This is a genomic window from Streptomyces sp. NPDC051211 (genome assembly GCF_040689505.1).
Lineage (GTDB): Bacteria > Actinomycetota > Actinomycetes > Streptomycetales > Streptomycetaceae > Streptomyces.
Map to the genome: position 1 here is coordinate 211,889 of NZ_JBFBAV010000008.1, position 11,954 is coordinate 223,842.

Annotated in this window: 9 protein-coding genes; 5 read left to right on the top strand and 4 right to left on the bottom strand. The window is 73.7% G+C overall.

What is annotated here, in order from left to right; translation table 11 throughout:
* The first annotated feature begins 99 nt into the window (after positions 1–99).
* A complete protein-coding gene (locus AB0447_RS11610) occupies positions 100–1,737 on the top strand; it encodes an acyl-CoA synthetase (RefSeq protein ID WP_366476391.1) in 1,638 nt (545 codons plus the stop codon).
* A gap of 130 nt (positions 1,738–1,867) precedes the next feature.
* Here the strand turns inward: AB0447_RS11610 and AB0447_RS11615 are convergent, their stop codons facing one another.
* The 3 genes from AB0447_RS11615 to AB0447_RS11625 all read right to left on the bottom strand — a co-directional run bounded on the left by AB0447_RS11615 (position 1,868) and on the right by AB0447_RS11625 (position 4,579).
* A complete protein-coding gene (locus AB0447_RS11615; protein ID WP_366476392.1) occupies positions 1,868–3,310 on the bottom strand; it encodes an MFS transporter in 1,443 nt (480 codons plus the stop codon).
* Positions 3,307–3,522, bottom strand: coding sequence for a hypothetical protein (locus AB0447_RS11620; RefSeq protein WP_366476393.1), 216 nt, complete (start codon positions 3,520–3,522; stop codon positions 3,307–3,309). Before AB0447_RS11620 ends, AB0447_RS11615 begins: the two co-directional genes overlap by 4 nt.
* 205 nt (positions 3,523–3,727) lie before the next feature.
* Complete coding sequence (locus AB0447_RS11625; RefSeq protein WP_366476394.1) at positions 3,728–4,579, bottom strand: alpha/beta hydrolase; 852 nt, start codon at positions 4,577–4,579, stop codon at positions 3,728–3,730.
* A gap of 100 nt (positions 4,580–4,679) precedes the next feature.
* Here AB0447_RS11625 and paaK point away from each other — a divergent pair, with 100 nt between their 5' ends.
* The 4 genes from paaK (at position 4,680) to AB0447_RS11645 (ending at position 10,612) form a co-directional block, all read left to right on the top strand.
* Positions 4,680–5,987 (top strand): phenylacetate--CoA ligase PaaK, encoded by a 1,308-nt coding sequence (paaK, locus tag AB0447_RS11630; RefSeq protein WP_366476395.1) that lies wholly within the window; start codon positions 4,680–4,682, stop codon positions 5,985–5,987.
* Between the two features lie 104 nt (positions 5,988–6,091).
* Positions 6,092–6,916, top strand: a complete 825-nt coding sequence (locus tag AB0447_RS11635; RefSeq protein ID WP_366476396.1) for a YhjD/YihY/BrkB family envelope integrity protein — start codon at positions 6,092–6,094, stop codon at positions 6,914–6,916.
* 125 nt (positions 6,917–7,041) lie between these two features.
* Positions 7,042–7,950, top strand: coding sequence for a squalene/phytoene synthase family protein (locus AB0447_RS11640; RefSeq protein ID WP_366476397.1), 909 nt, complete (start codon positions 7,042–7,044; stop codon positions 7,948–7,950).
* A gap of 88 nt (positions 7,951–8,038) precedes the next feature.
* A complete protein-coding gene (locus tag AB0447_RS11645; RefSeq protein WP_366476398.1) occupies positions 8,039–10,612 on the top strand; it encodes a penicillin acylase family protein in 2,574 nt (857 codons plus the stop codon).
* Between the two features lie 33 nt (positions 10,613–10,645).
* Here the strand turns inward: AB0447_RS11645 and AB0447_RS11650 are convergent, their stop codons facing one another.
* Positions 10,646–11,743, bottom strand: a complete 1,098-nt coding sequence (locus AB0447_RS11650) for an ionic transporter y4hA (protein ID WP_366476399.1) — start codon at positions 11,741–11,743, stop codon at positions 10,646–10,648.
* Positions 11,744–11,954: the final 211 nt, after the last annotated feature.

The window sequence follows — 11,954 nt, forward strand, 5'->3', positions numbered from 1 at the left end:
CTTTCTGACACTCAGTCAGATTTCTTGGACGGCGCCCTTCCCACTTGGGATGGGCGGCGCTCTAATGACCGCCATCGGATGAAGAGGTCAGGAGGAACGGTGGAGTACAACCTTGCCGACCTGTTCGAGTCGGTGGTCGACGTGGTACCGGACCGCGAGGCCCTCGTGTACGTGGACCACCCCGGGACCGGCGCCGAGCGCAGGCTGACCTACCGGGAGCTGGACGAGGCGGCGAACCGCATCGCCCACCACCTGCTGGACAACGGGCTCAAGGCCGGCGAGCACCTCGGACTGCACCTCTACAACGGCGTCGAGTACCTCCAGACGGTGCTGGCCTGCCTCAAGGCCCGGCTGGTGCCCGTCAACGTCAACTACCGCTACGTGGAAGAGGAGCTGGTCTACCTCTACCGCGACGCCGACCTGGCCGCGCTGGTCTTCGACGGGGAGTTCACCGAGCGGGTGGCCGGCGCGCTGCCGCGGACCGAGAAGCTCCGGCACCTGGTCCGGGTGGGTGCGGTCCCGGAAGGGGCACCGGCCCTGGAAGCCGTGGAGTTCGGTGACGCGGAGGCGTCCGGCGCGCCGGGGCGGGGCTTCGGACCGCGCTCGCCCGACGACCTGTTCATCATCTACACGGGCGGCACCACCGGCATGCCCAAGGGGGTGATGTGGCGCCAGGAGGACCTGTTCTTCGCGGGGCTCTTCGGCGGCGCGCCGACGGGCGAGCCGGTGAAGCGGCCCGAGGAACTGGCGGAGCGGGTCGCCGCGGGCGGCGCGGGACTCACCTTCTTCCCCACGCCCCCGCTGATGCACGGCACGTCGACCCTGACCTCGTTCGTGGCGTTCAACTACGGGCAGCGGATCGTCATCCACCGCAAGTACGCGCCCGAAGAGGTCCTCCGTACCATCGAGAAGGAGAAGGTCTCCAGCGTGTCGCTGGTCGGCGACGCGATGCTCAGGCCGCTCCTCGACGCGTTGCGCGGCCCTCTCAAGGGCACCGACATGTCCTCGCTGTTCAGCGTCTCCTCGTCCGGGGCGATCATGTCGGACACGGTGCGCGCCCAGTTCCAGGAGCTCGTGCCGAACGTGCTGCTGCTGAACAACTTCGGGTCCTCCGAGTCCGGGTCCAACGGCAAGGCGACGGACGATTCGGGCCCGGAGAAGGGGTTCCGGCTGGAGGTCAACGAGCGCACGCAGGTGATCGACCCGGTGACGCACGAGCCGGTGCCGGTGGGCGAGCCCGGCCGGCTCGCCCAGCGCGGGCACGTTCCGCTGGGCTACTACAACGACCCGGAGAAGACCGCCGAAACCTTCTTCCAGCGGGGTGACGAGCGCTGGGTGCTGCTCGGTGACATGGCCACGGTCGACGAGGACGGCATCGTCACGGTGCTCGGTCGGGGCTCGCAGTGCATCAACACGGGCGGCGAGAAGGTGTATCCGGAGGAGGTCGAGCAGGCCCTGAAGGCGCATCCGGACGTGTACGACGCGCTGGTCGCGGGCGTCCCGGACGCCAGGTGGGGCAACCACGTCGCGGCGGTGGTGCAGATCCGGCAGGGCGCGCCGGAACCCACCCTGGACGAGATCCAGACCCACTGCCGGACCAGGCTGGCCGGCTACAAGATCCCCCGCCAGCTGGTGGTCGCCCCGTCGATCCAGCGGTCCCCGAGCGGCAAGGCGGACTACCGGTGGGCGAAGGCGGTCGCAACGCAGGCGGACACGCCCGCAACAGACGACGCCTGACCTTCCGGTATGGGCGATCGTCCCCCAGGGCGGGACGGGTGGGCACACCGGGACACCCCCGCCCCGCACCCCGCACGCCGCGGAGCTCGAGCCTCCGCCGGCGTGTGAGGGCCGGCCCTCCTGCCCCCGGTCACAGGGTGGGGGCACGGAACTCGCCCGGGACGGCAGCCTTCGCGCCGTGCGCACGGACCAGAGGGAGCAGGGCGGCCGCGCCGGCCAGGGCCAGGGCGGCCGCCACCCGCAGCACGGCCTCGATCGCGGGGCCGTCGGAGGCGGCACCCTCGGCCGAGCCGCTCAGCGCTTCGAGTACGGTCGTGGCCACGGCCACCGCCATCGCCCCGAGCAGCACCAGCGAGGTCAGCACCAGCCCGGAGGCGGCGGCCAGTCGGCCGGCCGGCACGTACGACTGGGTGGCGACCTGGGTCAGCGCCCAGCCGAGGCCGAGGCCGAGCCCCACGACGGCGAAGACGGCCGTGTACAGGGCGATCGGCACGGTCCAGGTGAGGGCGAGCAGGCTGAGCCCGCTCAGCAGCATCCCGGCCGCCATCAGGGCCTCCGCCCGCCACCGCCGGGCCAGGTGCCCGGACAGGTAACTCGCGGCGCCCGCCCCACCGGACAGGGCCAGGAAGACCAGCCCCGACTCCAGCGGGGAGAGCCCGCGGGCCTGCTGGAGGTACAGCGCGGACAGGACGGCGACCAGGCAGTAGACGATGTTGGACACCGAGCCGGCCAGGGTGACCGTCACGAACGGGCCGTTGCGCAGCAGGGCGAGGTCCAGCAGCGGCTCGGCCGTCCGACGCTCGATGACCGGGAACGCCGCCAGCAGCAGGATGCCCGACACCCAGCAGACCAGGGTGGGCGGCGAGGCCCACCCCCAGCGGCCGCCCTGGTCCACCGCCAGCATGACGGCCGTCAGGCCGCCGGCGACGGTGACCGCCCCCGGCAGGTCCAGGCCGCGGCCGGCCTGCTCGTCGCGGGTGTCGGCGACGAAGCGCAGCAGCAGGACGATCGCGGCCGCGCAGAAGGGCACGTTCAGCAGGAAGACCGCACGCCAGCTGACGTGTTCGGCGAACGCCCCGCCGACGAAGGGGCCGAGGGCCGTGCCGATCGCACTGAAGGCCAGTACGGTGCCGACCGCCCGGCCCTGCCGGGCGTCGCGGAAGTGGGCGGTGACCACGGCCACGGCGACCGGGAAGACGAGGGCGGCCGTGATTCCCTGGACCACCCGGCCGGCGACCAGCCAGGGCACGTTCTGCGCCGTGCTGCACAGCACGGAGACGACGGCGAAGCCGGTCAGCCCGCAGACGGCGACCTTGCGCCTGCCGTGCACGTCCGCCGCCCTGCCTCCGATGATCATGAACGCGCCGAGGGTCAGCATGTAGCCGCTGACCAGCCACTGCAGGTCGGTGGTCGGGGTGCCGAAGTCCCGGGCGATCACGGGCAGGGTCAGGTTGAGGGCGAACCAGTCCATCTGGACGAGCAGCATGGAGATGGAGGCGGCCGCGATGACCGCGCGGTCCGGGCCGGAGAACAGCCGCTCACGGCGGCCGTCCCTCGCGGCCCCTCGGATCACAGCTTCGCCTGGAGCTCTGCGGCGAAGGCCCGCGCCCACTCGGCCAGCTCGCGCCGGGCTGCCCCCTGACCGAGCAGGGCGGTCTGTGGGTCGGTGAGCCGGTCCGCGCCCGGATCCTCCAGCAGGAACGACACTTCGCCCAGCAGGCCCACCAGGCGGCGCGCTTCGACGGCGGTGATCCGTACGGAGACGGCCGGGTCGATGACGGACATGTCCGGGCCTCCCTTCGGCCGGGCCCCACTTCGGCCGGGCCCCACTTCCGACGGTACGCCCGGCTCCCCGCGCCCGCCGGGCGGGAGGGCCGGGGGGCACTACGGGCGGGAAGGCCGGGGACGCTGCGGGCGGGACGCCGGGGGCGCTGCGGGCGGGACGCCGGGGCACCGCGGATCGTCGGGGGCGCTGCGGCGGGCTCCGGGGTCAGGCGGCTTCGGCCAGGAAGCGCTCCACCCGGGCGCTGAACCAGTCCGGGTCGTCCAGCCACGGGAAGTGGCCGGCCGAGGGCTGGGCGTCCGGTATGCCGTAACGGAACAGCCCGGCGATGCGGGCGGCCCGCTCCGGGCTCGGGTTCCCGTCGTACCCGCCGGCCAGCACCAGAACCTCCGCGGTCACCGCGCGGAGCGCCGCCCGGGTCGCGGCCGGATCGAAGGCGCCCGGGCCGGCATAGGCCGCCGCCGCCTTCTCGTTCTGCTGCCGGTCGCTGGCCGCGGCGTGCGCCCGCGCGATCTCGTCCCAGCGGCCGTAGAACAGCGGCAGGGCCAGGTCCCACAGCGCGTCGTCCTCGTCCTCCCCGGCCAGGATCCGCGCGTACGCGGCGATGGCCGCGTCGTACGGGTCCGTTCCGGCCCGGAGCCGGGCGGCCGCCAGCCGGTCCTCGGCCGTCGCCGGCAGGCCGGCCGCGGCCGCGTTCGGCGTGACCAGCACCAGCCGGCGCAGCCGGCCCGGGTGCGCCGCGGCGTACAGCAGGGCGAGCCCGCCGCCGGCCGAGTGGGCCAGCAGGTCCATCCGCTCCAGGCCGAGGTGGGAACGGAGCGCCTCGACGTCCTCGACCTGGCGGTCCACGCGGTAGCTGGACTCGTCGGCCGGCACCGCAGAGTCGCCGGTGCCCCGGAGGTCGAGCAGGACGAGCTGCCGGGTGGCGGCGAGCCCGCCCAGATCACCGAGGTACTCGGCCGCCCTCATCGCCCCGCCCGGCAGACAGACCAGCGGCTCCCCCTCCCCCGCGATCCGGTAGGAGAGTTCGGTTCCGTCGTACGTCGTGAAGATCGGCATGGCGGACATCATCGCCGACGAACCACTCGAACGAGTTATTGATTTCCCGGCTCGGGGTCGGGCAATCTACCGAATGATCGGTCGGCACTCGGGAGGGGCCATGGGCAGGACTGAGCAGCAGTACGGAGAAGACAGCGGTGAGCGGCTGACCCGCGGGGAGCTGGAGGCACTCCAGCTGGAGCGGCTGCGCGCGACCCTGCACCGGGTGTACGAACGGGTGCCCTTCTACCGGCAGTCGTTCGACCGGGCCGGCCTGCATCCGGACGACTGCCGGTCGCTGGCCGACCTGGCCCGGTTCCCCTTCACCACCAAGGCGGACCTGCGGGAGAACTATCCGTTCGGAATGTTCGCGGTCCCCCGCTCCGAGGTCCGGCGGATCCACGCCTCCAGCGGCACCACCGGCCGGCCGACCGTCGTCGGCTACACCGAGCGGGACCTGGACGTCTGGGCGGAGGTGGTGGCCCGGTCCATCCGGGCGGCCGGCGGGCGCCGCGGGGACATGGTGCACATCGCCTACGGGTACGGCCTGTTCACCGGCGGCCTCGGCGCGCACGCCGGCGCGGAGCGGCTCGGCTGTACGGTCGTCCCCGCGTCCGGGGGCATGACGGACCGCCAGGTCCGGCTGATCCAGGACTTCCGCCCCGAGATCATCATGGTGACCCCCTCCTACATGCTCACCCTGCTGGACGAGATGGAGCGGCAGGGCATAGACCCGCGCACGACCTCGCTGCGCACCGGCATCTTCGGTGCGGAGCCGTGGACCGAGGAGATGCGCAGGGAGATGGAGGAGCGGCTCGGCATCGACGCGGTCGACATATACGGGCTGTCGGAGGTGATGGGCCCCGGCGTGGCACAGGAGGCCGTCGAAGCGAAAGACGGCCTGCACATCTGGGAGGACCACTTCCTGCCGGAGGTGGTGGACCCCTTCACCGGCGAGGTACTGCCCGACGGGGAGCCGGGCGAGCTGGTGTTCACCTCCCTCACCAAGGAGGCCATGCCGGTGATCCGCTACCGCACCCGCGACCTGACCCGGCTGCTGCCGGGCACGGCCCGGCCGGCCTTCCGGCGGATGGAGAAGGTGACCGGCCGCAGCGACGACATGATCATCCTGCGCGGGGTCAACCTGTACCCGTCGAACATCGAGGAGATCCTGCTCCGCACCGCCGGGATCGCCCCGCACTTCCAGCTGCGGCTGACCCGGGAAGGCCGGATGGACGCCCTGACCGTCCGTGCGGAGGCCCGCCGGGAGGCGAGCCCGGCCGAGCGGGAAGCCGCCGCGGCCTCGGTGGTCCGGGCAGTCAAGGAGGGCATGGGCGTCTCGGTCGGAGTGGAGATCGTCGACCCGGAGACGCTGGAGCGTTCCGTCGGCAAGATCAAGCGGGTCGTGGACCTGCGGGGCGGGGGGTGACGGGGCCGCCGATCGGCAGGACGGGGCGGGGGCGAACCACCCCTTCGGGCGCACTTGGGACGGATCTCCGGGGCGGGCGGCCGGGCGCCGGGTAGGGCACCGGTGTGACCTCGACCTTCCGGCAGCTGCACGACCGGCTCCAGGCCTCCCCTGCCGGGCTGGCCTGGATTCGCGGCCGCGAGATCGAGCTGATGCACCGGGCGATGGGCTTCGCGGCGCTCGGCTTCCTCACCCTGGTGCCGCTGCTGGTCGTCGTCGCCGCTGCGGCACCCGGCAGCGGCCAGAACTTCGGCCGCTGGCTCGGCCAGGCCCTCGGGGTGAGCGAGGCCTCCCTGACCCATGTCGAGATGCTGTTCGGTGCGGCCGACCTGGCCCTGGAGCGGACCACCGCCTTCGGCCTGGCCGCCCTCACCGTGTTCGGCCTGACCTTCGGCTCGGCCGTCCAGACCGCTTACGAGAAGATCTGGGACGTGCCGTCCGCCCGCTGGCACACCATGTGGCTGCACGTCATCTGGCTGGCCCTGCTGGTCTGCTACCTGGGCCTGCTGGTCATCATCCCCGCGCCGTCCCACAGTGCCTTCGGCACGGTCTCCGGCACCATCGGCGACCTGTTGGGCACCTGCATGTTCTTCTGGGGCTCGCAACGGCTGCTGCTCGGCGGCCGGGTCCGGTGGCGGGCCCTGCTGCCCGGCGCGATCGCGACCAGCGCCGGCCTGCTCGGCCTGCGGGTCTTCTCCCAGCTGGTGTTCTCCCCGCTGATCGCCTCCAACGCGGTCACCTACGGGCCGTTCGGCACCCTCCTGGTCGTCCAGTCCTGGCTGGTCGGGGTCGGCTTCGTCGTCTACGGCGGGGCACTCATGGGCCGCCTGACCCACGAACACCTGACCCTCCGCCGCCTCCACCGCACCGGCCTGCTGCCACACGACTGACCGGCGGCCGTCCGGCCTCCCCCCGGCCTCCCCCGGCCTCCAACACTGCGGCCCGGTACGGTGAGGCCGCCGATCACCCGATGCGTGCCCGGCCCGATCGGCGAGACACCCGAGGAGTCCACCCCGTGCCCAGCTGGCGCCGCACCCTTGACGCGGCCGAGATATCCGACCCTGCCCACCGGGCGGACTACACCGCAGCCGCCCGCCGGGTGCTCCGCCGCGAGAAGGCCCCGTACCTGGCGTTGCGCCTGCTGGCGGCGCCGCCCCTGGTGCCGTACCTGACGGCGGGGCTGGCCTTCATGAACCTGGTCGACGACATCGCCGAGACCGGGTCCCCGCAGCAGCGGGCCGACGGGCTCGCCGCGCTCACCGACCAGGTGGAGGCGGCGTCGGCCACCGGCCGCAGCGAGCACCCCGTGCTCCGCGCCTACGCGCACGCTACGGAGGCCCGCGGACTGCCCGCGCACTGGGTCAAGGCCTTCCTGGCCGGGGCGGCCACGGCCGAGGCCGAGTTCACCGGGTTCGCCACCGAGCGGGACTTCCAGGACTACCTCGACGCATACGCCTGGCCGGGCATCGTCGTCTTCACCGGACTCCAGTACCCCGGCGGGCCGGACGAGGCCCAGGGTGCGGCCTGGCGCCGCTTCGTCGACGCCGCCCAGCGCGTGGACTTCCTCGCCGACCTCGCCGGCGACCTGGCCGAGGGCCGCCTGTGCCTGCCCCACGACCGGCTCGCCGCGCACGGAGTGACCCGTGCCGATCTGGAACAGGCCCGCGACACCCCCGCCGTGCGGGCCCTGCTGGCCGCCGAGTGCGCCGCCGCCCGCGCCTCCCTCGGCGCAGCCGCCGACGTGGTGGACCACGCCCACCCCGGCCTGCGCCGGGTCGGCCGCACCATGCTGGAGCTGATGTCCCACCAGCTGACCCTGGTCGAACGGGCCGGCCCGGCCGCCCTCCGCAAGGACATCGGCTACGGCGCCCTGGCTCCGCTGCGCATCCTGGCCCGGGCCCTGCGGGAGCCCGCCCCGCGATGAGATACCAAACGGGATGTTGACAGACCTCCGTCGGCCTGCATGAGTGTGGGGGCGTCAACCCTGTGACAACGCAGGCTACTTGGGAGGTATGTTGCGCTCTTCCGACTCGCATCGCCGCACCCGCCCGATCCTCCGCCGGTTCGCCCTGGCCGGCGCCGCCCTGCTCGCCGCCACCGCCGCGCTGCCACAGGCCGCGGCCTCCGCCGACGACCACGCGAGCGCCGGCCCCGCCGGCGGTCGGCTCTCGGCCGTCATCCGTTACACCGAGAACGGCATACCCCACATCCTCGCCAAGGACTACGCCGACCTGGGCTTCGGCACCGGCTGGGCGCAGGCGGCCGACCAGGTGTGCGTCCTCGCCGACGGGTTCGTGACCGTCAGCGGCGAGCGCTCCCGCTGGTTCGGCCCCGACGGGGCCCCGGACGGCTCCCTGTCCTCCGCGACGAAGAACCTGTCCAGCGACCTCTACTTCCGGGGCGTCAGGGACAGCGGCACGGTGGAGAAGCTGCTCGCCACACCCGCCCCGGCCGGGCCCAGCAGCCGGCTGAAGGAGCTGATGCGCGGCTGGGCCGCCGGATACAACGCCTGGCTGGCCCAGAACAGGATCACCGACCCGGCCTGCAAGGACGCCGGCTGGGTCCGCCCGGTGTCCGCGGTCGACGTGGCCGCCCGCGGCTACGCCGTCTCGGTGCTCGGCGGGCAGGGCCGCGGCATCGACGGCATCACCGCCGCCCAGCCGCCGGCCGCCCCGCAAGCCGCCCCGCCCGCGGCCCCGGACTCGGCCCCGTCGGAACCGGGCGCCGCCCGGCCGGAGGCCCCTGAGGATGACCGTACGGCGGCCCGTACGGAGGCCCGTACAGCGGCCCGTACGGACATGCGTACGACGGCGCCCGCCGTGGACCCCGGGGCTGCCGCCCGGGCCGCCGCCGAGCTCTTCGACGCCTCCCGCCGGGACATGGGCTCCAACGCCGTGGCCTTCGGCGGCACCACCTCCGCGACCGGCAGCGGGCTGCTCCTGGGCAACCCGCACTACCCCTGGCAGGGCGGCCGCCGGTTCTGGCAGTCCCAGCAGACCATCCCCGGCGAACTCGACGTCTCCGGCGGCTCCCTGCTCGGGACGACGGTCGTCAACATCGGCTTCAACGACCGGATCGCCTGGAGCCACACCGTGGCCACCGGCACCCCCGTCAACCTGCACCAGCTGGCCCTCGACCCGGCCGACCCGACCGCCTACCTGGTCGACGGACGGGCCGAGCGGATGACCCGGCGGACCGTGACCGTGCCCGTCAAGGACGGCGCCCCGGTCACCCGCACCCAGTGGTGGACCCGCTACGGCCCGGTCGTCACCTCCCTCGGGCCCGGCCTGCCCCTGCCCTGGACGGGCGGCACCGCGTACGCGCTGAACGACCCCAACGCGCAGAACCTGCGCGGCTCCGACACCGCCCTGGCCCTGGGCCGGGCCCGCTCGGTGGCCGGCGTCCAGGACGCGCTGACCCGCACCCAGGGCCTGCCCTGGGTCAACACCATCGCCGCCGACGCGGCCGGCGGCACCCTGTTCACCCAGTCCCAGGTGCTGCCGCGGATCACCGACGAGCTGGCCGCCCGCTGCTCCACCCCGCTCGGCCGGGCCACCTACCCGGCCTCCGGCCTGGCGGTGCTGGACGGATCGCGCGGGGACTGCGCGCTCGGCTCGGACCCGGACGCCGTACAGCCGGGCGTGTTCGGCCCGGCCAAGGCGCCGTCGCTGCGCGACGCCCCGTACGCCGAGAACTCCAACGACAGCGCATGGCTGGCCAATGCCGACCGGCCGGTACGGGGCTACGAGCGGGTGTGGGGGAACATCGACACCCCGCGCAGCCTGCGCACCCGCGGCGCCGTGGAGGACGTCGCGGCGATGGCCGCCCGGGGCCGGCTCACCGTGGCCGACCTGGAGAAGCAGCAGTACGCCAACCGGGTGCCCGCAGGTGACCTGGCAGCCGCCGACGCTGCCCTGGCCTGCTCCGCCCTGCCCGGCGGCACCGCGACCGCGAGCGACGGCAGCACGGTGGACGTCTCCGCGGCCTGCCCGGTGCTGGCCGGATGGGACCGGACGGCGGACACCGGCAGCCGGGGCGCCCTGCTCTTCGACCGGTTCTGGCGGAAGCTGACGGCGGGAACCCCCGCCAAGGACCTGTGGCTGGTGCCGTTCTCGGCGGCCGACCCCGTGCGGACCCCCCGTACGCTGAACCGGGCCGCGCCCGGGATCGGGCGGGCCCTGGCCGATGCGGTGGCGGAGCTGAAGGCGGCCGGCATCGCCCTGGACGCCCCACTGGGCGAGCACCAGTTCGTGGTGCGCGGCGGGCAGCGCATTCCGGTCGGCGGTGGCACCGAGGCGCTGGGCGTGTGGAACAAGATCGAGGCGGCGTGGCTGCCGTCCGCCGGGGGCTACGCGGACGTGGCACACGGCTCTAGCCACATGCAGGCGGTCGGCTGGGACGGCAGCCGCTGCCCGGTGGCCCGCACGCTGCTGACGTACGGCCAGTCCGCCAACCCGAACTCGCCGTACTTCGCCGACCAGACCCGGCTGTTCTCGCAGGAACGCTGGGTGAAGGCGCGGTTCTGCGAGCGGGACATCCTGTCCTCGCCGGCCCTGCGGGTGGTCTGGGCGCGCGAGCGCCGCTGACCGGCCTCCCTTCGCAGGCCTGTTCCTCGCCCGTCAGGGGCTGACGGCGAGGAACAGGTAGGCGGCGAGGAGTACCAGGTGCACTCCGCCCTGGAGCAGGGTCGCCCGGCCCGGGACCACGGTGAGGGCGCTGACCACCACGGTGAGGGCGAGCAGCACCATGTGGATCGGACCGAGCCCGAGGAGCAGCGGACCGGAGAGCCATACGGAGGCCAGGGCGATCGCCGGGATGGTCAGGCCGATGCTGGCGATGGCGGAGCCGTAGGCGAGGTTCAGGCTGGTCTGGACGCGGTCGCGGCGGGCCGCCCGGACGGCGGCGAGGGTTTCCGGGAGCAGCACCAGCAGGGCGATGATCACGCCGACGACGGCGTGCGGGAGGCCGGCGTCCTCGACGCCCGACTCGATGGTGGGCGAAACGGCCTTGGCGTTGCCGACGACGGCGACCAGGGCCACCAGCAGCAGGCCGAGGCTGATCAGGGCGGCTCGGGCGGTCGGCGGTTCGGCGTGCTCGTCCTCCGCCCGGGCCTTGGTGGTGACGGGCAGGAAGTAGTCCCGGTGACGCACCGTCTGGACGGCGATGAACAGCCCGTACAGGGCGAGCGAGGCGACGGCCGCGAAGGTGAGCTGGGCGGCGGAGAACTCCGGGCCGGGTTTGGAGGTGGTGAAGGTCGGCAGCACCAGGCTGAGGGTGGCCAGGGTCGCGACGGTGGCCAGGGCGGCGCCGGAGCCCTCCGCGTGGAACACGGCGACCCGGTTGCGCAGGGAGCCGACGAGCAGGGACAGGCCGACGATCCCGTTGCAGGTGATCATCACGGCGGCGAAGACGGTGTCCCGGGCCAGCGAGCTGGTCTTGTCTCCGCCGTCGGCCATCAGGGTGACGATGAGGGCCACTTCGATGACGGTGACGGCGACGGCGAGGACGAGGGAGCCGAAGGGTTCGCCCACCCGGTGGGCGACGACCTCGGCGTGGTGGACGGCTGCCAGGACGGCGCCGGCCAGGCACAGGGCGACGGCGGCGACCGCGACTCCGGGCAGGTCCCGCCCCCAACTGAACAGCAGTGCGACCAGCGCCACCAAGGGGACCACGAGGGTCCAGTCGGTCAGGGGTGTCTTCCGCGTTGCCGTACTCATGCCCCCACGCTGCCACGACGGCCCTGTCCGGGGCGAACGGGCTCGCACACGGCCGTGTACCTGACCGGGCACACGGCCGCGCACACGGGCCGGCCGCGGCCCCCCGGGTTCCGGGGCCACCCGGGTCCAGGTCGGCGGCCCCGACCTGGTGCTGGGCAAGCTCGGGCTGCGGAACAGCCTCGCGGTGGGCGAAGGACAGCGGGTCCCGATC

Coding starts and splice junctions, on each gene's coding strand:
- AB0447_RS11620 (WP_366476393.1), bottom strand. CDS start 3,522: ATGTCCGTCATCGACCCGGCCGTCTCCGTACGGATCACCGCCGTCGAA.
- AB0447_RS11625 (WP_366476394.1), bottom strand. CDS start 4,579: ATGCCGATCTTCACGACGTACGACGGAACCGAACTCTCCTACCGGATC.
- paaK (WP_366476395.1), top strand. CDS start 4,680: ATGGGCAGGACTGAGCAGCAGTACGGAGAAGACAGCGGTGAGCGGCTG.
- AB0447_RS11645 (WP_366476398.1), top strand. CDS start 8,039: ATGTTGCGCTCTTCCGACTCGCATCGCCGCACCCGCCCGATCCTCCGC.
- AB0447_RS11650 (WP_366476399.1), bottom strand. CDS start 11,743: ATGAGTACGGCAACGCGGAAGACACCCCTGACCGACTGGACCCTCGTG.